We start from the raw sequence: 24,790 nt of genomic DNA, 5'->3' as shown, positions 1-24,790 counted from the left end.
ACGGAAAATTCCTGCCTCCGGCACGCGAGAGGAAAGATCATGGCGGCTGTACGCGAGGAGCTACCGCAGGGGCGTTACGGCCGCTCCGCGGACGAGCGCGCGGACCGCAGGCTGCGCATGATCGGCGCGGTGCTCGGCGCCGGCCTGCTCGCGATGGTCGGCTGGTTCGGCTACGACTACATCGCCGGCCAGAAGATCAGCGGCGAAGTGATCAAGTTCGATGTCGTCGAGGGTGCGAACGAGGTCCAGGTGCACCTGGAGGTCCGCAAGGACGAGGACGCCACCGGCACCTGCACCCTGCGCTCGCTGTCGGAGGCCGGCAGCGAGGTGGGCCGCCTCGACGTGCCGATCGACCGTACGGGCGAGAGCCGGATCGACCAGGTCGTGAGGATCCGTACCACCGAGCAGGCGACGAGCGCGGAGCTGCTGGGCTGCAGCGCCTCCTGACCGGGCGGTTTCATCGGCGGGTCACGGGCCTGACCAGGGACTTTTACAACCTGAGCATTTTTGTCCTCCCCCTTTCGCCCCGGAATTGTTAGGCTCGTGGTTTCGCCCGCTCGGGACGGACAATCCTTCTGAGTAGGGCGATGCTTTGTATTCCCAGTACCTACGAGGAGCACCTGTGACCCAGACCAGCGACAACGTCACCTGGCTCACCCAGGAGGCGTACAACCAGCTCAAGGCCGAGCTGGAGTACCTGTCTGGTCCCGCGCGCACGGAGATCGCCAAGAAGATCGAGGCGGCCCGTGAGGAGGGCGACCTGCGGGAGAACGGCGGGTACCACGCGGCCAAGGAGGAGCAGGGCAAGCAGGAGCTCCGGGTGCGCCAGCTGACCCAGCTACTTGACAACGCGAAGGTCGGCGAGGCCCCCGCGGACGACGGTGTCGTCGAGCCCGGCATGGTCGTGACGATCGCCTTCGACGGCGACGAGAGCGACACCCTGACCTTCCTGATGGCATCGCGGGAGTACGCGAGCTCGGACATCGAGACGTACTCGCCGCAGTCCCCGCTGGGCTCCGGCGTGAACGGCAAGAAGGTCGGCGAGGACGCCGAGTACGAGCTGCCGAACGGCAACAAGGCGTCGGTGACGATCCTCGCGGCCAAGCCCTACACGGGCTGAGCCCGACCCCACCGCAGGCCAAAGGGGCCGGACCGCGCGGTCCGGCCCCTGGTGTGTCCGTGTTCAGACGGAAGCGGAGCGGTACTTGCGGACCGCGAGCGTCCTGAAGACCACGATGATGACCAGCGACCAGATGACCGAGGCCAGAACCGGGTGCTGCATCGGCCAGGCGTCGGGCGCCCGGTAACCCGGCGGGAAGTTCCCGAACAGCTCACGCGCCGCCTGAACGGTCGCGCTGAAGGGGTTCCACTCGGCAATGTGCCGGAGAAACGCCGGCATGTTGACGGAGGGAACGAACGCGTTCGAGATGAACGTCAGCGGGAAGAGCCAGATGAGCCCGCCGGACGTGGCCGCCTCGGGTGTGCGTACCGACAGTCCGATCAGCGCGCCGATCCAGGAGAAGGCGTAGCCGAGCAGGAGCAGCAGGAGGAAACCGGCCAGCACCTTGGCGCCGTTCTCATGCGTGCGCCAGCCGACGAGCAGGGCGACGACCGCGAGCACGACCAAAGTGAGCGCGGTCTGCACCAGATCCGCGAGTGTGCGGCCGGTGAGCACCGCGCCGCGCGCCATCGGCAGGGAACGGAAGCGGTCCACGAGGCCCTTGTGCATGTCGTCGGCGATCCCCGCGCCCGCTCCGGCGGTGGCGAACGTGACGGTCTGCGCGAAGATGCCCGCCATCAGGAACTCCCGGTAGCCGGCCGGGGAGAGACTGCCCCCGACCGAGATGGAGCCGCCGAAGACGTAGCTGAAGAGCACCACGAACATGACCGGCTGGATCATGCCAAAGATGATCATCTCGGGGATGCGGGTCATGCGGATGAGGTTGCGCTTGGCGACGACGAGCGAGTCGCCGACCGCCTGTCCGATGCCGCCGCGCGGCCGCGGGGCCACGACGGGTGCGGCGTCCGCTGAGGTGCTCACTTCGTGCTCTCCTTCCGGTTCTTGCGGCCGTGGCCGTGCTTCTGTTCGGCGTCCTGCTCCACGCCGTTGCTCTCGTCGGCGACCTCGGCCGCGTGGCCGGTCAGCGAGATGAAGACGTCGTCGAGGGTGGGCCGGCGCAGGCCGATGTCGTCGATCTCCACGCCACGGGTGTCGAGGTCGCGGATGACCTCGGCGAGCAGCTTGGCGCCACCCGTGACCGGGACGGTGAGCTTGCGGGTGTGCTCGGCGACCGTGACCTCGCCCTTGCCGTAGGCGGTGAGGGCCTCGCGGGCCGGGGCTATCTCGTCGGGGTGGTGCACGACGACCTCGACGCGTTCGCCGCCGGTGCGGGCCTTGAGCTGGTCGGCGGTGCCCCGGGCGATGACCTTGCCGTGGTCGACGACGCAGATGTTGTCCGCGAGGTGGTCGGCCTCCTCCAGGTACTGCGTCGTGAGCAGCAGGGTCGTGCCGCCGCGGACCAGTTCCTGGATGACCTCCCACAGCTGCTGGCGGTTGCGCGGGTCGAGGCCGGTCGTCGGCTCGTCCATGAACATCACGGGCGGGGAGACGACCAGGGCCGCGGCCAGGTCCAGCCGGCGGCGCATACCGCCGGAGTAGGTCTTGGCGGGGCGGTCGGCGGCGTCGGCGAGGTTGAACCGCTCCAGCAGCTCGCCCGCGCGGATCTTCGCCTCCCGCGCGTTCATCTGGTAGAGCCGCCCGACCATCTGGAGGTTCTCCCGGCCGGTCAGGTACTCGTCGACGGCGGCGAACTGGCCGGACAGACCGATGGACCTGCGCACCTCGTTGGGGTGCTGGAGCACATCGATCCCGGCGACGACGGCGCGACCGCTGTCGGGCCGGAGCAGGGTGGTCAGTACGCGCACGGTGGTGGTCTTGCCGGCGCCGTTCGGGCCGAGAAGTCCGAGGACCGTGCCTTCGGGGACGTCGAGATCGACGCCGTCGAGTGCCCTGACGGCGCCGAAGGTCTTCACCAGACCTTCGGCATGGATGGCGCCTGGCATGGGGGTCTCCCAGGATGACGGGTTGATGGGTCGTTTCTGAACGAACATGTGCACAGGCCGCGGATCCGCACAGGCGGATGCGACGACGTCGGCACAGTATCGCGATACATCGCGTCTCTCAAGCGAATTGCGTCCCGCATAGCGGCCTCCCGTATGCACGGGCGCCTCGCGAGTGCCGGGGAGCGGGAGCGGGTGCCGCCGGCGCACCGCCGTGCCCGTGCGCGCGGATGTCGCGTGTGCCGCTGCGGGGCGGATCGGCCCCCCGGAGCGCCGACGGGCACAGCCGTCGCGTGACCTTGCCGGACAGGTCGGCCTCCCGCGGCCGCCGGCCGGCACAGCCCTCGCATGCCCTGCGGCCGGACGTGCCCGGCCGCCGGGGCCGCCGGCGCACCGCCGTGCGGACCTCAGTCGAGGATCGTGTAGCCCTTGGCGCGCAACGCCGCCGCGACCTCCTCGCAGTGTTCCGGCCCCTTCGTCTCCAGGTGCAGTTCCACCTCGACCTCCGTGAGCCCGAGCCGGGGATCGGTCCGTACATGGCTCACATCGAGGACGTTGGCGTCCGCGACCGACAACGCCCCCAGCAGCCCGGCCAGGGCGCCCGGGCGGTCCGTCAGCCGCAACCGCAGCGACAGGTACCGGCCCGCCGCCGCCATGCCGTGGCGCAGGATGCGCTGCATGAGCAGCGGATCCACATTGCCGCCCGACAGCAGCGCGACCACCGGTCCTTCGAACGACCGCGGATCGCTCAGCAGCGCCGCCACCGTGCTCGCACCGGCCGGCTCGACGACCATCTTGGCCCGCTCCAGGCACAGCAGCAGCGCGCTGGAGAGTTCGTCCTCGGAAACCGTACGGACATCGTCCACGAGATCGCCAATGATTTTGAACGGCACGTCCCCGGGCCGCCCGACCTTGATCCCGTCCGCCATCGTCGTCGGCGCGTCGATCGACACCGGCCGCCCCGCCGCCAGCGAGGGCGGATACGCCGCCGCACCCTGCGCCTGGACGCCGATCACCTTCACATCCGGCCGCAGCGCCTTGACCGCCACCGCGATACCGGCGACCAGTCCGCCGCCGCCGACGCCGACGAGGATCGTCCGCACCTCGGGGCACTGCTCCAGGATCTCCAGCCCCACCGTGCCCTGCCCGGCCACGATGTCGGGGTGGTCGAAGGGGTGGATGAACACCGCGCCCGTCTCGCGGGCGTACTGCTCGGCCGCCGCCAGCGTCTCGTCGACCACCTGCCCCACGAGCCGCACATCCGCGCCGTACTCCCGCGTCGCGGCCACCTTCGGCAGCGGCGCCCCGACCGGCATGAAGACGGTGGAGCGGACCCCGAGCAGCGACGACGCCAGCGCGACGCCCTGCGCGTGGTTGCCCGCGGAGGCCGCGACCACGCCGGCCGCGCGCTCCTCCGGCCGCAGGCCGGCGATGCGCACATAGGCGCCGCGCAGCTTGAAGGACCCGGTGCGCTGCAGGTTCTCGCACTTCAGATGCACCGGGGACCCCACGAGCCGCGAGAGGTGCCGGCTGCCCTCCATGGGCGTCATCCGCGCGACCCCCGCCAGCATCTTCTGTGCGCCGCGGATGTCGTCGAGGATGACGGAACGCAGGATCTCGGGCGTGCGGAAGCTCATGCCACAAGTCTCGCAGTTCGCCCAGCCCAGCGGGCCGCCGTCCGAATCCCGGGCGTCCGGTCACGGGATTGTGCAGCGCCCGTACGCACCGCGTCGTTGCCGCGTACTCTGTCCCCCACCAACCGACCACCGCACGAGAGAGCCCCCCACTGCCATGCCCACTTCACAGGACATGACGACAGATCTCGCTCCCGGCCTCCTCGATGCCCTCCAGCACCAGGTGGCCGTCTTCGCCCGGCGCGCGGAACAGACCCGGCTCGGTGGCGTGGGCCAGGTCCGCAACTCCATGGACCGCGCCGCCTACCTGCTGCTCAACCGCCTCGACCAGGAAGGCCCGATGGGCGTCAAGGCGCTCGCCGCGGGCATGGGCATCGACTCGTCGACCGTGACCCGCCAGGTCGCGCCGCTCGTCGACTCCGGCCTGGTCAAGCGCACCTCGCATCCGGAGGACGGCCGCGCGGTCGTGCTCCAGCTCTCGCCCCGCGGCCAGGCCCGTCTCGACGAGGTCCGCGCCTCGCGCCGCGAGCTGATGCGGCAGGTGACGGACGGTTGGACGGAGAGCGAGCGCGAGTCGTTCTGCACCCTGCTCACCCGCTTCAACACCGCCCTGTCCGCCCGCCAGGCCGGCCTGCCGCAGGCGGAAGCGGAGACTCCGCCGGCCTCCTGACCAGGGCGGCACGGCTGCCCTGGGCCGACCCCTTGACCGGGGACGCGGCCAGGGCCCTATATGAGGACGTGAGCGAGCGGCTTTCGTCCCGGGACCGCCGCCGTGCCAAGGAGTTCGACGCCTTCGTGGCAGGCGCGGCCGGCCGGCTGCTGCACGCCGCGACCCTGCTCACCGCCGAGGCTGCGGGCGCCAACCCGCACGCCCAGCAGCTGCTCACCGCCGCGCTCGCCCGGACGTACGCCGACTGGGACCGGCTGCGCGGCGAGGACCCGTACGACCGCACCCGCCAGGAGCTCGCCACCCGCTTCGCGCGCGGTGCCTGGCGCCATCACCGGCCCTGCGGCGGCGTGCTCGCCCGGCTCACCGCGCAGGAACGCCTGATCCTGGTCCTGCGGCTGTACGAAGGGGTCGCCGAGGAGCAGACCGCGGCGCTGCTCGGCATCCCGGCGGACCGGGTCCGCGCGATCTGCACCCGGGCCGTCGCCGTCATGCGCGGCACCGCGCCGAAGCCGTCGCGGCCCCGGCTTCGGGAGATGTCATGAGCGGCACCCCACCCAAGCCGTCGCGGCCCCGGCTACAGGCGTCGTCATGAGCGGCGCCGACCGCAAGGAGAACGAGGTCCGCCGGATGATGGAGGGCCCCCAGCCCGTCGTGCCCGCCGATCTCGCGGTGCGGGCGGCGGCCCACGGCAGCCGACTGGTGCGCCGGCACCGCGCACTGCGCCGGGCGGCGTGGCTGCTGATCGTCGCCGCGGCCCTCGCCTTCGTGGTGTGGGCGACGGTGAGCCAGCCGTGGCTGGTGCCGCCGTCGCAGACCACACCGCCGCTCGAGGGTTTCTGACGCCCGGAGCTCGTCCTGCGGCCGTACGTCACCAGGCCGTCATATTCACCCGACCCGTCCTGATCTATCCTGGAATGAGCGGCTTCAGAGCACGTCGAGGAGGCCCTCATGACCAGGAAAGTCGCCGATTGCCGCAACAGTCCGAGCGTCTCGGGATGCACCCTCACCATCTCCGGTGAGGAAGAGGAAGTCGTCCGTGCCGCCGTCGAGCACGCCATGTCCGTCCACGGGCACACCGACAACCCCGAGCTGCGGCAGATGGTCCGTGACTCCCTCGAGGACGAGAAGGTGACCGCCTGAGCAGGCACCCGCACAGCGGGCCCCGGCCGTACCCGGCCGGGGCCCGATGCCGTCCGGCAGGAGTCAACTCCCTCAGCCGAGCGCCTGCTTGAGGTCCGCGATCAGGTCGTCGACAGCCTCGATGCCCACCGACAGGCGCACGAGGTCGCCCGGCACCTCCAGCGCCGAACCGACCACCGACGCGTGCGTCATCCGCCCGGGGTGCTCGATCAGCGACTCCACACCGCCCAGCGACTCGCCCAGTGTGAACAGCCCGGCCCGGTTGCAGACCTCGACCGCCGCGGCCTCTCCACCCTCGACGCGGAACGACACCATGCCGCCGAAGGCCCTCATCTGCTTCGCCGCGACCTCGTGGCCCGGGTGCTCCGGCAGGCCCGGGTACAAGACCTTGGTGACCTTCGGGTGCGTGGTCAGCATCTCCGCGATGCGCGTCGCGTTCTCGCTGTGCCGGTCCATGCGCACCGGGAGCGTCTTGATGCCCCGCAGCACCAGCCACGCGTCGAACGGGCCGGCCACGGCGCCCATCGCGTTCTGGTGGAACGCCAGCTCCTCGCCCAGGTCCGCGTCGGCCGCGATCAGCGCACCGCCCACGACGTCCGAGTGCCCGCCCATGTACTTGGTCAGGGAGTGCACGACGACATCCGCGCCGAGAGCGATCGGCTGCTGGAGGTAGGGGCTCGCGAACGTGTTGTCGACGACGAGCTTCGCGCCCGCCGTACGCGCCACCTCGGCGACCGCAGCGATGTCGGTGATGCCGAGCAGCGGGTTCGACGGGGTCTCGGCCCAGATCACCTTCGTACGGTCGTTGACCGCGTCCCGCACCGCCGCCGGGTCCGAGGTGTCCGCCACCGAGAAGTCCACACCCCAGCGCTCGACGACCTTGGCGAACAGCCGGAACGTGCCGCCGTAGGCGTCGTTCGGGATCACCACATGCGCGCCGGGGTTCAGCAGCGTGCGCAGCAGGCAGTCCTCCGCCGCGAGCCCGGACGCGAAGGCGAGACCGCGCCGGCCGCCCTCGATCGCCGCGAGGTTCTCCTCCAGCGCGGTACGGGTCGGGTTCGCGCTGCGGCTGTACTCGTAACCGCCGCGCAGGCCGCCCACGCCGTCCTGCTTGTAGGTGGAGACCTGGTAGATCGGCGGCACGACGGCGCCGGTCAGCGGGTCGGCGGTGTTGCCCGCATGGATGGCGCGGGTCTCGAAGCTGTGCAAGGTGTGGTCGTCGCTCATGAGGACCGAGCGTAGTCCCGCGACGGGCGGTACGCGGCCCGGGGCGTACGGACTCCTGCGCGACCGGCCGGAGCCCACCCTGGCCGGTCGGCACGGCCGGCGCGTCCGGGACAATGAAGCCATGGAGATTCTCTGGTTCCTGATCGCGATGTGCATGCTGGCCGCGGTCATCGGCCCCGTCCTCAGGCGCCGCAGCGCAGGCATCCGGCTCGCCCGCCCCGGCTCGCCCGACGCCGCCGACCCGGACAACTACGGCTTCCTGCGCCAGGAGCAGCTGGACGTGCGCCTGCCCGGACCGGACCAGGACCTCCTCGACGTACTCGACGTCGTCCAGCGCACCCAGGACTGGCGGGCCGCCGCCCAGCTGCTCGCCGGCACGCCCAAGGAAGGCGAGGTGCGCTGGCAGCGCGTCCAGGCGTTCGCCGGCGCCGCGTCCCTGGAGCTCCAGCAGCAGCCCGGCACGGGCGGCGCGTGGCTGCGCGCCTGGCGTGCGGAGTCGCCCAAGGACGCGGGCGGCGCACAGGTGCACGCCGAGTTCCTCGTCCAGCAGGCGTGGCGCTCGTCGGCCGCGGGCACGGACGACTTCCGGATCATCCTGGAGGAGGCCAGGTCCGTGTGCGCCGGGGCCGCGCTGCTTGCCCCCGGCGACCCGGTCCCGTACATCGTCGATCTGGCCGTCGCCCGCGGTCTGGGCGACTCGCAGGAACAGTTCGACCAGTTGTGGGCGAAGGTCATCGACCGCGCGCCGAACCACATGGGCGCGCACCTCGCCGCGCTGCACTACCTGTGCGAGAAGTGGCACGGCTCCCGCGAGGAGGCCGACCACTTCGCGATGACCGCGGCGGCCCGCGCCCCGCAGGGCTCGCTGCTGGCGGCGCTGCCGCTGTTCGCGGTGTACGAGCACCTGCCCGAGCTCAACCTGGTCAGCGGCTTCTACCAGAGCGCGGTCGTCACCAAGGCGGTGGAAGGCGCGCTCTACGCGGTGCACTCGGCCCGCCCCGACGACCCGATGCTCGCGCACGTACGCCACCTGCTCGTGATGTTCCTGGTCCGCTCCGAGCGCTGGGCCGAGGCGATGAACCAGCTGGTCCACGTGGACGGCCACGTGGGCGCCCTGCCGTGGACGCACAGCAGCGACCCGGCGGCCGAGTACACGGTCTACCGCGCCCTCGCGGTGGCCGGCTACGAGGCGAACGGCGGCAGCCCGGCGACGCTTCCGCACTGAGGTCGGGGCGCGACGGAATTCCCGGTGGCACCGGGACGTTGTCCCCGGTGCCGTCACCGTGAAGGAGAACCAGCCATGCTCTTCGGCCGTACGCCCGTGCTGCCCACTCCGGAGCAGGCCCTCAAGGGCCGCCCCGACCCGTCCTTCACCGTCCCCGACCGCCACACGGTCCTCGGCAACCCCCTCCTCGGCCCCTACCCCGAGGGCCTGGAGGTCGCGGACTTCGCCCTGGGCTGCTTCTGGGGCGCGGAGCGCAAGTTCTGGCAGACGAAGGGCGTGTGGACGACCCTCGTCGGCTACCAGGGCGGATTCACGCCGAACCCGACGTACGAAGAGGCCTGCTCGGGCCTGACGGGCCACACGGAGGCGGTCCGGGTCGTGTTCGACCCGTCGGTCGTCTCGTACGAGCAGCTGCTGAAGCTGTTCTGGGAGTCCCACAACCCGACCCAGGGCTTCCGCCAGGGCAACGACGTCGGCACGCAGTACCGCTCGGCGATCTACACCCACTCCCCTGCCCAGGAGGCCACGGCCAAGGCGTCGCGCGAGGCGTACCAGAAGGTCCTGACGGGCTCGGGCCACGGCACGATCACGACGGAACTGCTCCCGGCCGAGGGCCGCCCGTTCTACCCGGCCGAGGCGTACCACCAGCAGTATCTCGACAAGAACCCGGGCGGCTACTGCGGCATCGGCGGGACGGGGGTCTCGTGCCCGATCGGAATCGCTCCGACCCCCGGAGCGCACTGACAAGTAGTGCGCGGCAGGACAACGCACCGTGGTGCTGATCCCGTGGACAGGCGCCGCGGCGAGCCGCCGCGCGGACGCCTGGGCCTTGGGCGTTCACTCGACACCAAGTCCCGGGCACATCACGCAGTTCCGCGAGAGCCGCGACGCACGCATCGCCCATCTCCACGTACGCCGTGCTGGTGGGCAGGGCAAGGTGTCGCCGCCTGGGAGGCTGCGGCCATCTGGGGCGACCGCGCCGTGACCGGCGCCGAGAAGGTGAGCACATGACACAGACACCCGTCTCGCCGTTTGGGACGTCACCGCTCGCAGAGGTGTGGGGAGAGAACGGTCCGACCCACTGTCTCACTCGAAACGGAGTGAGAAGTCGCGGCTTTCCGCACCGCATGTGAGGCTGAGTTCTGATCAGCGATCACCTCGGCCCGGCGTCTGCCGAGCGGGACCCTCGAAAGGAGTTGTGCCTCCATGATTCCCGTCACCGCGTCAGACGTGCGATTCGAGGCGTCTCTCGATCCGGGGCTGTCCCGATGGATGTGGCTCGTGAAATGGTTGCTCGCCATTCCGCACTACATCGTGCTGTTTTTCCTGTGGATCGGCTTCGTGCTGGTCACCGTCGTCGCGTTCTTCGCCATTCTGATAACCGGCCGGTATCCGCGGCCCCTCTTCGACTTCAATGTCGGCGTACTGCGCTGGAACTGGCGTGTCAGCTATTACGCCCATACGGCACTCGGCACCGACCGATACCCGCCGTTCACGCTCGCGGACGTGCCCGATTATCCGGCGCACTTCGACATCGCCTATCCCGAGCGTCTCTCCCGCGGTCTGGTCCTGGTGAAGTGGTGGCTGCTGGCGATTCCGCAGTATGTCGTCGTCGGAATTCTTGCCGGAGGCTGGGGAAATGACGAAGGCTGGCGCTACAGCGGACTGATTCCCTTTCTGTCGCTGGTCGCCGTGATCATCTTGGCGGTCAAGGCTCGTTATCCGGTGCACCTCTTCGACCTCCTGCTCGGTCTGGCCCGTTGGGTCGCCCGGGTCACCGCCTATGCCGCATTGCTGACCGACCAGTACCCGCCTTTCCGGCTCGACATGGGCGGCCGGGAGGCGGCACCGGCGACGACGGCCTGACTGGCCACCCAACCGCTGGGACGGGCCAAGAGCGGGGAGGTTCAGGCCGGAGCATGCCTGGTCCGGGCGCGGTCGTCCCAGCTCCGCTGTGTCGTACACGCCCGTGAGCGATTTCGGCCAAGCCTTGGCGGGACGGGCGTCTCGTGTCCGATCGTCCGGCGCGAAGGCCGAGGGGTGAGCCCCTCGCGCCGGACGTGAGGGCAAGGCTGGAGGCGACGCTGCTCCCGTGAGCGGAGCCCCGTGAGCAGTCGCCTGCGTGGCTGGAGTCCCGCTTCCTGAAGCGTTTCGCGGCAGTTCGCTACAGCGCGCCGTCCGGTCCGACGGCGGAGTGACACCCGGTACAGAGGGTCCGTTCGATCGGCCGGCTGTCGCGCAACGCTCCCTCGTTTCCGCAGCGCTCACAGACACGCTCACTGACAGCCGTGTGCTCGTGCACGAGCGCGTCGAGCCTGCCGGCCTCGTCAGCCGTCCAGTTCCCGCCTCGCTTCCACGATCACGGAAAGGCCTGAAAAACAAGAACTGCCCACTTCTGCTTCACAGCCAGCAGCTCGTACTCGGGAAACTCCGCAACAACGGCTTCATGACATCGGAGCACAAGGGGCCGCCACCCTGGCCCGACGTCGAAGCCGGCCGACGGCTCGCGAAAGTGTCGCCGCAGGGGTTCCAGTTCAGTCCGGCTTCACGCATGCCCTCTCTCCGTTGCCACCGGGCAGGGCGCCTGCCCCGCCCTTCCTTCCGTTGCCCGACCCAACGCCGCACAACTCACGAGCTGAAGTGGTGCTCACGCCGCCAGGCGGACCTCACCCTGGCGCGGCGCGGTGCTGGTGGTGCCGGGTGTGCGTCGCGTCGAGCTCGTCGGGCGGGTCAGCTCGGACTGCGTCAGTGTCAGCAGCTCCGCCAGCGTGAGACCGAGCGCTTTCGCCGCGGCCGCGAGGACCTCCGAGGAGGCCTCTTTGCGGCCGCGTTCCAGTTCGGAGAGGTACGGCATCGAGATCCGGGCGGCCTCGGCCACGTCCTTGAGGGTGCGCTCCTGGGCGAGGCGTTCGCGGCGCAGGGCGTCGCCGACGACGTGGCGCCACAGCGGCTCCTTGGGCGCGGGGGCCTGCGGGCGCGGGCGCAGGGGGATGACGCGGGCTCGGTTCGGCGTGTGGCTGCTCACCGGCCCAGGGTAGGAGCGGCCTGCGGGACGGGTCCGGCGTTGCGCCCCCTGCGAAATCCGGTGCCCACAGATGGGACGGGCGCCCGGCTCACGCGCTGTCGGTGCGCGGCTGAAACGCCGACTGGGCGTGGAAGGCGGGCGTCTGCTCTATGACGGGACGGCGGCGGCTGCCGCGGACCGGAAGCAGCCGGACCGCCAGGCGGTCCACAGGAGCGAGTGCACGTCTCCAGGCCGGGGTGCCCGGATGCCGCTCGGCGCGGATCGTGCCCGGCCGTCTACCCGGCCTCGGCCTTTCGGCAGCGCATCATGCCACGGCCTGGTTTTCCCGCAGCAGGGCCGCGGTGCGGGCGGCGTCGCAGCCGGGGGCGACGCCGTCGACGAGGACCACCTCGCCCGCCATGTGGCGCGTGCGCAGCGGGATGAGGCCCTGGTAGGCGGCGGACTCGTACCAGTCGTGTGCCTCGTTCATGCCCGGGAAGCCGATGATGACGAGAACGCCGGGCCAGGCGCCCTCGCGGATCTCGTCGGTCGCGCCGTGGAGGAGGAAACGGCCACCGAAGGGGTCGAGGGTCGACTGGATGCGCTCCATGCAGGCGAACACGTCGTTGTCGAGACGGGCGGCGGGGAGCAGGTGGCCGGCGGCGTAAGCGGTCATGGTGCCCTCGCGGGTTCGGGGCGGTGCGGCGCGGTGCAGTTCCTCGATCCTGCCGGGGGCGGCGGCGCCTGGCGATTACCTGCGAGGTGACCGCCAGGCCCTGCCCCGCGCCCGACCAGCGGGCACGTGCGCTGTGCGTCAGATCGTCGCCGTGTCGATCACGAACCGGTAGCGCACGTCGCTCGCGAGTACCCGTTCGTACGCCTCGTTGATCTGGTCCGCCCTGATCAGTTCGATCTCCGCGCCGAACCCGTGCTCCGCGCAGAAGTCGAGCATTTCCTGAGTCTCGCGGATGCCGCCGATCATGGAGCCCGCGAGCGTCTTGCGGCCGCCGATGACGGAGAACAGGTTGAGGGAGATCGGCTCCTCGGGCGCTCCGACGTTCACCATCGCGCCGTCGGTCTTCAGCAGGCCCAGGTACTTGCCGAACGGCAGCGGCGCGGACACGGTCGACACGATGAGGTCGAAGGTGCCGGCCAGCGCCTCGAACGTCGCGTCGTCGCTGGTGGCGTAGTAGTGATCGGCACCCAGCCTGAGGCCGTCGTCCTTCTTGCGCAGCGTCTGGGACAGCACGGTCACCTCGGCGCCGAGCGCGTTCGCGATCTTGACGCCCATGTGGCCGAGGCCGCCGAGGCCGACGATGGCGACCTTCTTGCCGGGTCCCGCGTTCCAGTGGCGCAGCGGCGAGTAGAGGGTGATGCCGGCGCAGAGCAGCGGCGCGGCCTCGTCGAGCGCCAGACCGTCGGGGATGCGGACGGTGTAGTTCTCGTCGACGACGATACGGGTGGAGTAGCCGCCGTAGGTGGGCTCCCCGTTCTTGTCGAGGGCGTTGTACGTGCCGGTCCCACCCCGGGTGCAGTACTGCTCCAGACCCTGCCGGCAGTATTCGCACTCGCGGCAGGAATCGACGAAGCAGCCGACTCCGACCCGGTCGCCCACCGCGAACTTGGTGACCCCGGGCCCGACCTCGGTGACGATGCCGGCGATCTCGTGGCCGGGCACCATCGGGTAGATGCCCTGGCCCCAGCCGTCGCGGGCCTGGTGGATGTCGGAGTGGCAGATGCCCGCGTACATGATGTCGATCAGGACGTCGTGCTTACCGACGGCGCGGCGGGGGACGGTCGTGCGCTCCAGCGGGGCGCCCGCTGCGGGAGCGGCGTATGCGGGGACGGTGGAAGCGTTCGTGGTCATGGCGTCGAGCCTGGCCGACGGGAGGCTTTCCACCCAGCCCCCTGGTGTGCCTACGTCCGCTGTACCTACCACTGGCAGGGACAGGCTCGTCCCTCCGGGCTCTCCGTGCGACCCGGAATACTTGCTGTATGGATCAGCGTGCCGAGCTCAGTGAATTCCTCCGGTCCAGGCGGGCCCGCCTGAAGCCGGCGGACGTCGGGCTGCCCGATTTCGGGCGCCATCGGCGGGTGCCGGGGCTGCGCCGCGAGGAGCTGGCGCAGCTGGCCGGGGTGTCCGTCGCGTACTACACGCGTCTGGAACAGGGCAACGGCCAGAACGTGTCCACCGAGGTACTGGACTCGATCGCCCGCGCGCTGCGCCTGACGGACACGGAGCACGCGCATCTGACCCATCTGGCCAAGCCGAAGGCGAAGAAGAAGCGGGCGGCCGCGGCCCGGCCGCAGAAGGTCCGGCCTCAGCTCCAGCATCTGATCGACGCGATGGAGACGGTGCCCGCGCTGTTCCTCGGGCGGCGGCTGGAGATCCTCGCGTGGAACCGCATGGCCCGCGCGCTGCTCGGCGACTTCGCCGCGATGGAGCCGGAGGAGCGCAACATGGCCCGGCTCATCTTCCTCGACCCCAACGCACGTGCGCTGTACCTCGACTGGGAGTGCAAGGCGATCGAGGTGGTGAGCGTGCTGCGACTGTGCGCCGGCTGCTATCCGGACGATCCGCAGCTGTCGGCGCTGGTGGGCGAGCTGTCGGTCAAGAGCGATGATTTCCGCTCGCTGTGGGCGGCGCACACGGTGCAGGACAAGGGCCACGGCAGCAAGCGGCTGCACCATCCGCTGGTCGGTGAGATGACGCTGGCGTTCGAGACGCTGAGGTTCCCCGACGACCACGACCTGTCGCTGGTCACGTACCACGCCGAGCCGGGCAGCCGCTCCGCGGAGTCGTTGCGGCTGCTGTCCGGCTGGGGCGTGGACGAGGTGGCGAACGCGGACGTGCGGTGAGTCGCGGCAGGCCGGCTACAGCGTTGCCTGGAAGTACGCGACGGTCCGTTCGCGCCGGTAGCCGAGGCGTTCGTTGACGGCCAGCATGGGGCCGTTCTCGTCCGCGACGGTCGTGCCGATCTCCCGTACGCCGGGACGCGCGGCGGCCAGCACCCCCATCATGTGGCGCTTGACGGCGATGCCGAGACCGCGGCCGCGGTGGGCGGGGACGACGACGGTGTCGTACTGCAGCGCCCGGGTGTCCGAGGGATCGCGCAGGACGAGCTCGGTGTAGGCGGCGACGGTCTGCTCGGCGGGCGGGCCGTGGAGGACCGCCGCGGACAGGATGACGCCGCCGCGGTCCTCGACCACCTGCGCCGCGGCGCGGACCCGTGCGGCGTCCCAGGCGGGGGCGGCCTGGTCCATGTCGCCGGTCGGCGCGTCCTGCATGGCGTTGTGGGCCTCGGCGAACGCGTCGGCCAGCGCGTCGGGCACCACGCCGGTCCAGTGGGCGAGGGCGTAGCCGTCGGGCAGGGCGGGCGGGAGGGGGCGGGCGGCGAGCGCGTCGGGGACGTTCTGCACGTACCAGGCGAGCTGGAGGGCGTTGTCGAAGCCGAGGCGGCGGGCGAACGTCTCGCCGTGACCGCCGAGTTCCACGGCGGCGGACACGGACGTCCGCTTGTCCGCGGCGAGTTCGGCGTGCGCGGCCTTCCACAGCCGTGCGCCGGTGCCGCGGTTCCTGGCGCGTGGGTGCACGGCGAGGACGTCGAGGAAGGCGGTGTGCCGGTTGACGGCGTCGTCGAACAGGACGAGGGTAGCCACGCCGTCGTACGAGCCGTCGGCGGCCACGGCGGCGAGATGGACGGCACGGGTGCGTGGGCCGGGGAAGCGGAGCTTGCCCGCGCTCTCCGCCCGGCCGGGCGGGGGCACGGCGGCGGGCAGGTCATGCGAGTGGGCGGTGCGGACGACCTCGTACCACGCGTCGACGACATGGTCGGCGGGCGCGGAGGGCAGGCGTGTGACGGTCATCCGTCGGACGCTATGGTCCGGGGCGGCTCGCCGCAGGTGAATTTACATCGGACGCCGGAGGGGGCGCGCGGAGGCGCGGGAGCACCGGGAGCCCCGGGAGCGCTGGAGACAAGCGCGCCGAGCGCCGGCCAGGCACCGGACCCCGGCCGCGAACCGAGGCGCGCCCGCTGCCGGCCAGGCGTCAGAGCGGCCAGGCGCGCAGGCGCCGGAGGCCCGCCGGAGGCCCGCCGGAGGCCCGCCGGAGGCCCGCCGGAGGCCCGCCGGATACTGCGGCCGTCGCGTACCGGCCACGGGCCGAGAACCGGAGCACACGCTTCCGGGCCAGCCTCCGCCCTCGCCACGCATCACGGCTCCGGCCCAGGCGCGGCCCCGCCGGATAGCGGCCGCCGCCAGGCAGCGGCACCCAGCCGCGAGCCGGAGCACACGCTGCCGGCCAAGCACCAGGACCCGCCATGCACCGGAGCCACCAGGCGTGCAGGCGACGCCCGGGGTCTGCCGCCGCCAGGCACCAACCCGGCCACGAACCGGAGCGCCGACCACCGGGCCAGGCACCGGACCGGGTCGCGAACCGAAGCACCCACCGCCGCCAGGCCCGCCCCGCGAACCGAAGCGCGGGCCGCCCGGGCCAGGCACCCCCCGCCGCAGCCCACGCGAAAGCGGCGGCCCCCGTCTCCGGGTGCCGCCGCTTGTCGGGCTTGCGCGGGGTGGATCAGACGGCGGAGCCGGCCTTCCACTGCGCCCAGTCCAGGTTCCAGCCGTTCAGACCGTTGTCCGGCTTGATGGTGGTGTCCTTGGAGTTCTTCACGATCACGACGTCGCCGATGAGCGAGTTGTTGTAGAACCAGGCGGCGGGCTGCTTGGGGTCCTTCGCGCCCTTGACGTCGTTCAGACCCACGCAGCCGTGACTGGTGTTGGCGCTGCCGAAGACGGAGTCGGCGCCCCAGTAGTTGCCGTGGATGAACGTGCCCGACGTGGACAGCCGCATGGCGTGCGGGACGTCCTTGATGTCGTACTCGCCCTTGCCGTCGTCGTCGGTGAAGCCGACCGTTGCGCCGTTCATCCGGGTCTCCTTGAACTTCTCGGAGATCACCATCTGACCGTTGTACGTCGGGTTCTCCGGCGAGCCGGCGGAGATCGGGATGGTCTTGACGGTTTTGCCGTCCTGCGTGACCGTCATGGTCTTGCTGGCGGCGTCGACCGTGGAGACCTGGTTGCGGCCGATCGTGAAGGTGACCGTCTTCTGCTGGACACCGAAGACGCCGTCGGCGCCCTCGACGCCGTCCAGCTCGAGCTTCAGGGTGACGGTCGAGCCCTCGGCCCAGTACTGCTCGGGGCGGAAGTCCAGACGCTGGCTGTTGAACCAGTGGCCGACGACCTCCTGGCCGCTGCTGGAGGTGACGGTGATGCCGGACTGAACGGCCTTGCGGTCGGTGATCGCCTTGTTGAAGTTGATCGAGACCGGCATGCCGACGCCGACGGTGGAGCCGTCCTCGGGCGTGAAGTTCCCGATGAAGCTGTTGGCCGGCGAGACGGTGGTGAAGGAGGAGTTCTCGTGGGCCTCCAGGCCCGCGGCGTCCTTCGCCGTCGCGGCGATCTTGTACGTGGTGGAGCGCTCCAGCTGGCCGTCCGGCTGCCAGCTCTTGCCGTCGGAGGAGAGGGTGCCCGCGACCGCCGTGCCGTCCGCGGTGGTCATGGTGACCGCGGTCAGGGTGCCGTCGCTGACGGTGACCTTCGCGGCGTTGTTGATGCTGGCGTTCGTCGAGCCGTTCTTCGGCGAGATCGTTATTCGGGCCTTGGAGACTTCCTTGGCCGCCGCCTCGTCGACCTCGGCCTGTGACGCCTTCGAGCGCTCGGCGCTGCCCGCTCCCTTGTCCCCGCCCCCGTCATTGCACGCGGAAAGCACCAGCACGCCGCCGAGCACAGCGGATACGGCCATCAGGCCCTTGCGCCGCTTGCTGTCCGTCATCACACGCTTCTCCATCGTTCCCGATTCCCCTGACCCTCTTCCATGGAAACCCCCATCTCGGGGCATCCGGTTCCCCATCCCAAGAGATGTGGGAAATACCACTGCCTGGCGGCGTGGCCCCCTGCGCCCACCTCACCGAAGTGATCGACGCTCCATCCGCCCCGACGGTTGCAGCGTTCCCACCGATTCGGCACGGAAATTTCGGGCTCCCGGTTCGCCTGCCCGGCGAACCGGGAGCCGAAGCGCGTCATCCCACCGAAGTCGGCGGCCGTGCCCTCCATGACAGGTCTCCGCTCCCTCTCCCATCATCCCTCGCTCCGGAGCCCGCCCCGTACACGCCCTGCCCGTTCCGGCCACCCGCGCCTACTCCCCCCTGCCGCCGCCGTCGCCCCCGCCTTCGTCCCCGTCCGCGTCGTCATCGCCGTCATCGTCGTCCTCGTCATCGTCGCCCTCGTACTCGTCGCGGATGCCGTCGAAGTCGTCGTCGAGGTCCCACTCCTGCGCCTCGGGGTCGTACTCGACCTGCTCGCTGCTCCAGGACGCCTGCGCCAGCTCCACGCCGGGCACCTCGGCGACGAGGTCGAACGGGTCGACGAGGTACGCCAGGGCCTCCGCCTCGTCCTCGCGCACCGCGGACTGCGCGTGCGAACGCTCCTCGTCCGGCATGAACTCGTCGGCCGCGATCCGCTCCAGGGCCGCTCCGGTCAGGGCTTCGGTGTCCTCGATCTCCAGCACCAGTTCCACCCGCAGCCGCACAAACCGTGATGTCTCAGAAGTCGTCATGGAGCGGAGCGTAGGGTGCCCGGCCCCTCGGCTTTCCCGCGACCCGCTGCTTTCACTAGCATCAGCCCACCCGGCCAATTCGAGGATGCCTCAAGGGGGATCGAGTCCGTGTCCGTCGCACGTCGACCGCTGCTGACCGCCACTGCCGCAGGGACTTTGCTGTGTGCGCTGTGGTTCGTCCCCTCGGCGAACGCCACCGCCGAGAAACAGGCCGCACAGCAGTCCGGCGCCGCGTCGCAAACCGCCCAGGCGACCCTGGGCGGGCTGGAGACCTCGGGCGGCCAGGAACTCCGGCTCGCGGAGACAGGCAGTGTGGACACCACGCCGTATGTGATCGGCGGGACGGCCTTCCTGGCGATCGGCGCCGGTTTCGTGGCGTACTCGATACGCAGGCGCGGCGAGTACGCCGTCTGAGACCCGGTCCTCGCCGAAGGGGCCGCCCCGCCGTCATCGGCGGGGCGGCCCCTTGGCGTGGGTGTCGAGCCCGCGGCTCGCGTGGCGTCAGGCCAGCGGCCCCGTGACGGGCTCCACGGCCGCGACCAGCTTGCCCTCCCGTACGAACGCCTCCGCGGCCTCCAGGTCAGGTGCCAGGAAGCGGTCCGGGCCGGGTCCTTCGACGCCGGCCGCGCGAAGCGCTTCGATGGCCGCCTGCGAGGCGGGGGCCGGGGTGAGGCCGCGGCGCAGCTCGATGGCGCGGGTCGCCGCGTACAGCTCGACGGCGATGATGCGCGTCAGATTGCCGACGGCGGTACGCAGCTTGCGGGCGGCGGACCAGCCCATCGAGACGTGGTCCTCCTGCATGGCGGAGGACGGGATGGAGTCGGCGGACGCCGGGACGGCGAGCCGCTTCATCTCGCTGACCAGTGCGGCCTGCGTGTACTGGGCGATCATCAGGCCCGAGTCGACGCCCGCGTCGTCGGCGAGGAACGGCGGCAGGCCGTGGGAGCGGTTCTTGTCGAGGAGCCGGTCGGTGCGGCGCTCGGCGATGGAGCCGAGGTCGGCGGCGGCGACGGCGAGGAAGTCCAGGACATAGGCGACGGGCGCGCCGTGGAAGTTGCCGTTGGACTCCACGCGGCCATCGGGCAGGACGACCGGGTTGTCGACGGCCGAGGCCAGCTCGCGGTCGGCGACGAGGCGGGCGTGCGTCATGGTGTCGCGGCCCGCGCCCGCGACCTGCGGGGCGCAGCGCACCGAGTACGCGTCCTGGACGCGGGGCGCCTCCTCCTCCTGGAAGTGGCCGGTGAGGCCGGATCCCTTGAGGACGGCCAGCATGTTCGCCGCGGCGGCGCCCTGGCCGGGATGGGGGCGGATGGCGTGCAGCTCGGGCGCGAGGACCTTCTCGGTGCCGAGCAGGGCCTCCAGCGTCAGCGCTGCGGTGATGTCGGCGGACTTGTAGAGGCGGTCGAGGTCGGCGAGGGCCATGATCAGCATGCCGAGCATGCCGTCGGTGCCGTTGAGGAGGGCGAGGCCCTCCTTCTCGCGGAGCTCGACGGGCGCGATGCCGTGCTCGGCGAGCAGTTCTCCGGCGGGGCGCACAGTGCCGTCGGGGCCCTCCGCGTCACCCTCGCCCATCAAGGTGAGCGCGCAGTGGGACAGTGGCGCGAGGTCGCCGGAGCAGCCGAGGGAGCCGTATTCGTGGACGACGGGGGTGATGCCCGCGTTCAGCACGTCCGCCATGGTCTGCGCGACTTCGGGGCGAACGCCGGTGCGGCCGGAGCAGACGGTCTTCAGTCGCAGGAACATCAGTGCCCGCACGACCTCGCGCTCGACCCGGGGACCCATACCGGCGGCGTGCGAGCGGACGATGTTGCGCTGCAGCTGGGCGCGGAGCTCGGGGCTGATGTGCCGGGTGGCGAGGGCACCGAATCCGGTGGAGACCCCGTAGACGGGCTCGGGCTTCGCGGCCAGGGCGTCCACGATGGAGCGGGCCTCGGCGAGGGCGGCGCGGGCTTCGTCGGAGAGCTCGATGCGGGCACCCTCGCGGGCCACGGCGATGACGTCATCGGCGGTGGTACCGGACATCCCCACCACGACTGTTTGCATATCCATATTCAGCAGCGTACGGACTGAATCCCAACCTGTCACCCGTCCGGCCCCGGCCCGCCCCTTACCGCCCTCACCCGCTCATGGCTCGCTCCAGGGCTCCTGCGCCTCCGCGTCCTCCTCCGGGCGCGCGTCGCGGAAGCGGCGGCGGTCCCGCGGGGAGCGCGGCGGGCTGTCGGCGAGCCGCATGACGACGCCGTCCCGGCCCGCGACCACGGGCCGCGGCGACCGGGCCGCCTTCGCCCGGTACTGGGCGGCGTCCGCCAGCCGGAACAGCCGGCGGCCCGAGCGCACCTGACCGATCGGATCGCCGGTGGACGCAACCCCGCACGCGACCCCCGCCCCGAGCTCCAACTCGGCTGCCCTCACGCACAGTTCGTCGGCGGCCTTGACGACCTCGTCGGCCGAGGGGCCCACGGTCACCAGACAGAACTCGTCACCGCCCAGGCGCGCAGCGAGGGCGCCCGGCAGCATCGCCCCGCAACGGGAGAGCACCGAGCCGAAGCGCTCCAGCAAACGGTCGCCGACCTCGTGCCCGAGTGTGTCGTTGACCTGCTTGAGGCCATTGAGGTCACAGACCACGAGACTGACGACCGAGCCGTCCGTGCGGTGGCTCTCCAGCGCCTCGTCCAAGCGGGTGTCGACGGCGCGCCGGTTGGCGAGACCGGTCAGCGGATCCGTGAAGGCGAGCCTGCGCACCTCCTCCAGCCGCTCGGTCTGCGCGATGCCGGCGGCCACGACCGAGGCGAGCACGGTCGCGAAGTCGGCGTCCTCGCGGTCGAAGACGGGCGCGTCGAGCGGCCGCGCCACATACAGCTCGCCCCAGGCGCGGCCGTGCAGCACGATCGGGGCCACGACGCAACAGCCGCGCCGCCGCCGGCGCAGGGCGGCGACCCTCTGGTGGCAGTAGCCGTGCCCGTTGGTCGCGGGGCCCTCGGCGGTCTCCACCCAGGCGTCGGGCTCACCGCCGCCCGCCCACTGCTCGTGCAGGAACTCGGTGATCTCCGGGAAGCGGTTCACCGGATACGTCTCCGACTCCGGGAACTCCTCCTCCCCCTCGGCCCGTTGCCCGGCGTTGACCAGCACCTTGAGCCGGCCCCGCTCGCGCTCCCACACGGAGAGCGCGGCGAAGGTGCCGTCCAGTGCGACGCAGGCGCCCAGGGCCGCCGCCCGCCAGGACTCGCGCGGTGTGTGGGCGGCCGCCATCGCCTGCGCCAGCGCCACCACGGAACGCAACCGCCGATCCTCAGCCATCTCCCCAGCTTAGGGAGGTTTCGACCGATTCGATCCGTTGGCGCGGGGTCACTCACCGGGCCAGACCGGTCACTCGCCGGGCCGGGTGGAGTCCCCCGCGGGCCAGACCGATCACTCGCCGGGCCAGGCGGGCTTCCGCTTCTCGTTGAACGCGGCGACGCCCTCGGCCCGGTCACCGGAGAAGGCCGTCGCCCGCCAGGCGGCGTCCTCGACCTCCAGCCCGGCCCGCAGGTCGAGCCCCTGCCCGAGCCGCATGACCTTCTTGGCGTTGCGCAGGCCCACCGGCGAGTTGACGGCGATCCGCGCGGCGAGCGCGAGGGCCTCGGTGCGGGCGTCCTCCGCGAGCACGTCCACGAGCCCCAACTCCCGTGCCTCCCCGGCCTCCACGCGCCGCGCGGTGAACACCAGCTCGGCGGCCCGCGCGGCCCCGACCCGGCGAGGCAGCAGCTGGGTCCCGCCGCCGCCGGGGATGACGCCCACGGAGACCTCGGGCAGACCCACCACGGCGGTCGCGTCGGCCACGATCACGTCGCAGGAGAGCGCGAGCTCGAAACCGCCGCCGAGGGCGAAGCCGTGCACGGCGGCGACGGTGGGCATGGGCAGCTCCAGCACGCCGGTGTACGCCCCGCGGGCGGTGGGACGCTGGCGCACGAGGTCGGCGTCCGAGAAGGAGTTGCGCTCCTTGAGGTCGGCGCCGACGCAGAAGGCGCGGTCGTTGCTGGAGGTCAGCACGGTGACCCGGACCCCCCGGTCGGCCGCCAGCGCCTCACAGGCGGCGCCGAGGGAGACGGCCATGTCGGTGGACACGGCGTTCATGGCCTTCGGCCGGTCGAGAACGAGCTCGGCGACGTGCCCCTGCTCGTGCCTGCGGACGACGACGTACTCCCCGAAGCGCTGCTCGGACTCCGACATGACAGCCACCCTCCCGGTTAACGATGGTTCACGTGGCCCTCACTCTACGGGCGGCCCACGCGGCCCCGACCCCGGGTCGCAGGACAGCGGTCAGGTCGCCGGACAGCGGTCAAGCGCGCCGGGAGAGGAGCCAGGGCTCGACCACGCCCAGGCCGCGGACCGGCCGCTGCCACATCGGCTGCAGCCCGTACCGGTACGGCAGCGGCTCCTCGCTCTCCTTCTCCGCCTCTGCCGCCTCGGCTTCCGACTGCGGCGCGTCCCCCGTCCTGATCAGCTCCTCGGCGAAGGCCCCGTCCACGAGCACCGCGTCCTTCGGCGCTATCGACGTCAGCCGGCTCGCCAGGTTCACCGTCGTACCGAAGACGTCGCCCATCCGGGTCGTGACCGTCCCGAAGGCGATGCCCACCCGCAGGGCCGGCATCGTCTCGTCCTGGGTCATGGCGTCGATGAGCCGCAGAGCGATCTCGGCCGCCGTGCGCGCCTCGTCCGCCGCGTACAGGACCTCGTCGCCGAGGGTCTTGATGAGGCGACCGCCGTGCGCCGCGACCAGGTCGGCGCAGGTGGTCTCGAAGGACTCGACGAGCTCGCCCAGTTCCTCCTCCTCCAGCCGGCGGGTCAGCCGGGTGAAGCCGACGAGGTCCGCGAAGCCGACGGCCAGGCGGCGGTCGACCATCTCCTCGTCGTCGGCCGCCTGCACGACCCGGCCGGTGGCCGCGGCGAGCTGGCGCCGCCAGACGTAGACGAGGAACTCCTCCAGTTCGGGCAGGAGCAGCTCGACGAGCGGATAGGTGACCTCGGTGCGGGTCATGCCGGGCTCGGGGGGCTCGGTCAGGCCCTCCAGAAAGGAGTCGATCTGCCATTCGGCCAGCCGGGCGGTGGTCTGCCCGGTGGACCGGGCCACCTGCACGGCCATCGGCTCGCTGAGCAGGCCCGCCTCGACGAGACCGGCCAGCCGCCGCAGGGCCAGTACGTCGGCCTCGGTGAGCGCCTTGGCCTGACCGATGTCGGCGAAGCCCATCGCCCGCCAGAATCGGGAGGCCAGCTCCATGGAGACACCCGCGGTCCGGGCGGCCTGGAAGGCCGTGTAGCGCCGCTCCGCGCCGAGAATCAGCTGTTCGAGGCGGATCGCCAGCGGGTCGTCGGTCGGCTCCGCGGTGTGGTCGACCTCGTGGTGCGGCGTCGGATGCACCGAGCCGGAGCCCGTACCCGAGCCCGTTTCACCATCGCCCGCGCCGCGATCGCCCGCGCCGGAAGTGGTGTCGTCGACGGTCACCACCCGCCTCCTGCCCGTTCCCTGCGCACTGCCCTGCCGATCTGTCGCTCGATCGCCTCAACGATACGGCAGGTGTGCCCCAGCTCACGTCCCGACGACGGACCCGATGCACGGCCGCGCCCGCTCCGGCGGGGCCGCCGATACGCGACCGCGGCCGCGGGCGCGGGGCCGCCTGGTCCGCGTGACCGGTACCGGAGCCGCGCGTGCACCCGGCCCGCCCGGCCTCGGGCGGGCCGCCGGACGGGGAGCAGCCGTTTTCAGTCGGACCACCGCACGGCCCGCCGGAGTGCCAGGGCCCGCGTAACCGGTCCACCGGGCCCCGCGCAGGCCGCCCGGCCGGGCCCGCTCGGGCACCGTGGACACCGCTCGGACCCGCAGCGCCGGCCGCCGGGGCGTCGGATCCGTTGACCGGGCCGCCGGGCCGCCGGGCCCCATGACCCGGGTACCCGGGGCCGCGTCACCGGGGTACGTGGCCCCATAAGGGGCTGGACCGCGTACCGGTCCGCCGGGGCACCGCGGCACGCCGCTCGGCCCGCCGGGGTCGGCCGAGCCCGCCCCCGCCCGGGGTCGGGCGACCGCCGCCCCACCCGCGGGGCACCCGTTCCGGTCCCGCCGTCCCACGTCCTGGACGCGGTGCCGCCGGAGCTCGACGGCCTGGTGATGCGCTCGCTCGCGAAGGACCCGGACGACCGGTTCCAGAGCGCCGAGGACATGCGCGGACTCGTCCAGTAC

At 71.6% G+C, this 24,790-nt stretch carries 25 protein-coding genes; 11 read left to right on the top strand and 14 right to left on the bottom strand.

Annotation, left to right across the window (positions count from 1 at the left end):
- The first annotated feature begins 39 nt into the window (after nucleotides 1-39).
- Entirely contained in the window at nucleotides 40-447 is a 408-nt protein-coding gene (locus J7E88_RS06760; RefSeq protein WP_215178362.1) for a DUF4307 domain-containing protein, read from the top strand.
- A 175-nt stretch (nucleotides 448-622) separates the two neighbouring features.
- Nucleotides 623-1,120 (top strand): transcription elongation factor GreA, encoded by a 498-nt coding sequence (greA, locus tag J7E88_RS06755; protein WP_215178360.1) that lies wholly within the window; start codon nucleotides 623-625, stop codon nucleotides 1,118-1,120.
- A gap of 63 nt (nucleotides 1,121-1,183) precedes the next feature.
- On the opposite strand, the gene J7E88_RS06750 is transcribed toward greA, so the two are convergent.
- The 3 genes from J7E88_RS06750 to ilvA form a co-directional block, all read right to left on the bottom strand.
- Nucleotides 1,184-2,041, bottom strand: coding sequence for an ABC transporter permease (locus J7E88_RS06750; protein WP_215178358.1), 858 nt, complete (start codon nucleotides 2,039-2,041; stop codon nucleotides 1,184-1,186).
- A complete protein-coding gene (locus J7E88_RS06745) occupies nucleotides 2,038-3,063 on the bottom strand; it encodes an ATP-binding cassette domain-containing protein (RefSeq protein WP_215178356.1) in 1,026 nt (341 codons plus the stop codon). The genes J7E88_RS06750 and J7E88_RS06745 overlap by 4 nt, the downstream gene beginning before the upstream one ends.
- A gap of 404 nt (nucleotides 3,064-3,467) precedes the next feature.
- Nucleotides 3,468-4,697, bottom strand: coding sequence for a threonine ammonia-lyase (gene ilvA, locus J7E88_RS06740; RefSeq protein WP_215178354.1), 1,230 nt, complete (start codon nucleotides 4,695-4,697; stop codon nucleotides 3,468-3,470).
- 154 nt (nucleotides 4,698-4,851) lie between these two features.
- On the opposite strand from ilvA, the gene J7E88_RS06735 reads away from it, so the two are divergent.
- From J7E88_RS06735 to J7E88_RS06720, 4 genes are all read left to right on the top strand, one after another.
- Complete coding sequence (locus tag J7E88_RS06735) at nucleotides 4,852-5,364, top strand: MarR family winged helix-turn-helix transcriptional regulator (RefSeq protein WP_215178352.1); 513 nt, start codon at nucleotides 4,852-4,854, stop codon at nucleotides 5,362-5,364.
- A 68-nt stretch (nucleotides 5,365-5,432) separates the two neighbouring features.
- Nucleotides 5,433-5,906, top strand: a complete 474-nt coding sequence (locus J7E88_RS06730) for a sigma factor-like helix-turn-helix DNA-binding protein (RefSeq protein ID WP_215178351.1) — start codon at nucleotides 5,433-5,435, stop codon at nucleotides 5,904-5,906.
- A 46-nt stretch (nucleotides 5,907-5,952) separates the two neighbouring features.
- Nucleotides 5,953-6,204 (top strand): hypothetical protein, encoded by a 252-nt coding sequence (locus J7E88_RS06725; protein ID WP_215178350.1) that lies wholly within the window; start codon nucleotides 5,953-5,955, stop codon nucleotides 6,202-6,204.
- 108 nt (nucleotides 6,205-6,312) lie between these two features.
- A complete protein-coding gene (locus J7E88_RS06720) occupies nucleotides 6,313-6,504 on the top strand; it encodes a DUF1059 domain-containing protein (protein WP_215178349.1) in 192 nt (63 codons plus the stop codon).
- 72 nt (nucleotides 6,505-6,576) lie between these two features.
- Here J7E88_RS06720 and J7E88_RS06715 read toward each other — a convergent pair whose 3' ends face one another.
- On the bottom strand, nucleotides 6,577-7,731 hold the full coding sequence (locus J7E88_RS06715) for a cystathionine gamma-synthase (RefSeq protein WP_215178348.1): 1,155 nt from the start codon (nucleotides 7,729-7,731) through the stop codon (nucleotides 6,577-6,579).
- 121 nt (nucleotides 7,732-7,852) lie between these two features.
- Between J7E88_RS06715 and J7E88_RS06710 the strand changes: the two genes are divergently transcribed.
- The 3 genes from J7E88_RS06710 (at nucleotide 7,853) to J7E88_RS06700 (ending at nucleotide 10,822) form a co-directional block, all read left to right on the top strand.
- On the top strand, nucleotides 7,853-8,956 hold the full coding sequence (locus tag J7E88_RS06710; protein WP_215178347.1) for a hypothetical protein: 1,104 nt from the start codon (nucleotides 7,853-7,855) through the stop codon (nucleotides 8,954-8,956).
- Between the two features lie 75 nt (nucleotides 8,957-9,031).
- Entirely contained in the window at nucleotides 9,032-9,700 is a 669-nt protein-coding gene (msrA, locus tag J7E88_RS06705) for a peptide-methionine (S)-S-oxide reductase MsrA (protein ID WP_215178345.1), read from the top strand.
- 462 nt (nucleotides 9,701-10,162) lie between these two features.
- Entirely contained in the window at nucleotides 10,163-10,822 is a 660-nt protein-coding gene (locus tag J7E88_RS06700; RefSeq protein WP_215178343.1) for a DUF4389 domain-containing protein, read from the top strand.
- A 781-nt stretch (nucleotides 10,823-11,603) separates the two neighbouring features.
- Here J7E88_RS06700 and J7E88_RS06695 read toward each other — a convergent pair.
- From J7E88_RS06695 to J7E88_RS06685, 3 genes are all read right to left on the bottom strand, one after another.
- Nucleotides 11,604-11,981, bottom strand: coding sequence for a RodZ family helix-turn-helix domain-containing protein (locus J7E88_RS06695; RefSeq protein WP_215178341.1), 378 nt, complete (start codon nucleotides 11,979-11,981; stop codon nucleotides 11,604-11,606).
- Nucleotides 11,982-12,285: 304 nt separating this feature from the next.
- On the bottom strand, nucleotides 12,286-12,636 hold the full coding sequence (locus J7E88_RS06690; protein WP_215178339.1) for a DUF1330 domain-containing protein: 351 nt from the start codon (nucleotides 12,634-12,636) through the stop codon (nucleotides 12,286-12,288).
- A 138-nt stretch (nucleotides 12,637-12,774) separates the two neighbouring features.
- Nucleotides 12,775-13,827 (bottom strand): NAD(P)-dependent alcohol dehydrogenase, encoded by a 1,053-nt coding sequence (locus J7E88_RS06685; protein WP_215178337.1) that lies wholly within the window; start codon nucleotides 13,825-13,827, stop codon nucleotides 12,775-12,777.
- A gap of 128 nt (nucleotides 13,828-13,955) precedes the next feature.
- On the opposite strand from J7E88_RS06685, the gene J7E88_RS06680 reads away from it, so the two are divergent.
- Nucleotides 13,956-14,819: a helix-turn-helix transcriptional regulator gene (locus tag J7E88_RS06680; RefSeq protein WP_215178336.1), complete on the top strand. Its 864-nt coding sequence runs from the start codon at nucleotides 13,956-13,958 to the stop codon at nucleotides 14,817-14,819.
- A gap of 15 nt (nucleotides 14,820-14,834) precedes the next feature.
- On the opposite strand, the gene J7E88_RS06675 is transcribed toward J7E88_RS06680, so the two are convergent.
- The 3 genes from J7E88_RS06675 to J7E88_RS06665 form a co-directional block, all read right to left on the bottom strand.
- Nucleotides 14,835-15,827 (bottom strand): GNAT family N-acetyltransferase, encoded by a 993-nt coding sequence (locus J7E88_RS06675; protein WP_215178335.1) that lies wholly within the window; start codon nucleotides 15,825-15,827, stop codon nucleotides 14,835-14,837.
- Nucleotides 15,828-16,536: 709 nt separating this feature from the next.
- Complete coding sequence (locus J7E88_RS06670; RefSeq protein ID WP_215178334.1) at nucleotides 16,537-17,808, bottom strand: Ig-like domain-containing protein; 1,272 nt, start codon at nucleotides 17,806-17,808, stop codon at nucleotides 16,537-16,539.
- A gap of 348 nt (nucleotides 17,809-18,156) precedes the next feature.
- Nucleotides 18,157-18,576 carry a hypothetical protein gene (locus J7E88_RS06665; RefSeq protein WP_251022251.1) on the bottom strand — a complete coding sequence of 140 codons (420 nt, stop codon included), beginning with the start codon at nucleotides 18,574-18,576 and terminating at the stop codon, nucleotides 18,157-18,159.
- 108 nt (nucleotides 18,577-18,684) lie between these two features.
- Between J7E88_RS06665 and J7E88_RS06660 the strand changes: the two genes are divergently transcribed.
- Entirely contained in the window at nucleotides 18,685-18,990 is a 306-nt protein-coding gene (locus tag J7E88_RS06660) for an LAETG motif-containing sortase-dependent surface protein (RefSeq protein WP_215178333.1), read from the top strand.
- Nucleotides 18,991-19,077: 87 nt separating this feature from the next.
- Here J7E88_RS06660 and hutH read toward each other — a convergent pair whose 3' ends face one another.
- The 4 genes from hutH to J7E88_RS06640 all read right to left on the bottom strand — a co-directional run bounded on the left by hutH (nucleotide 19,078) and on the right by J7E88_RS06640 (nucleotide 24,058).
- Nucleotides 19,078-20,619: a histidine ammonia-lyase gene (hutH, locus tag J7E88_RS06655; protein ID WP_215178953.1), complete on the bottom strand. Its 1,542-nt coding sequence runs from the start codon at nucleotides 20,617-20,619 to the stop codon at nucleotides 19,078-19,080.
- 81 nt (nucleotides 20,620-20,700) lie between these two features.
- On the bottom strand, nucleotides 20,701-21,873 hold the full coding sequence (locus J7E88_RS06650; RefSeq protein WP_215178331.1) for a diguanylate cyclase domain-containing protein: 1,173 nt from the start codon (nucleotides 21,871-21,873) through the stop codon (nucleotides 20,701-20,703).
- 111 nt (nucleotides 21,874-21,984) lie between these two features.
- Nucleotides 21,985-22,785, bottom strand: coding sequence for an enoyl-CoA hydratase/isomerase family protein (locus J7E88_RS06645; RefSeq protein WP_215178329.1), 801 nt, complete (start codon nucleotides 22,783-22,785; stop codon nucleotides 21,985-21,987).
- Nucleotides 22,786-22,894: 109 nt separating this feature from the next.
- Nucleotides 22,895-24,058 (bottom strand): adenylate/guanylate cyclase domain-containing protein, encoded by a 1,164-nt coding sequence (locus J7E88_RS06640; RefSeq protein WP_215178327.1) that lies wholly within the window; start codon nucleotides 24,056-24,058, stop codon nucleotides 22,895-22,897.
- Nucleotides 24,059-24,790 lie beyond the last annotated feature (732 nt).

The sequence above is a fragment of the Streptomyces sp. ISL-10 genome, from assembly GCF_018614575.1.
Lineage (GTDB): Bacteria > Actinomycetota > Actinomycetes > Streptomycetales > Streptomycetaceae > Streptomyces.
This window is presented reverse-complemented; position numbering and strand designations above follow the sequence as displayed.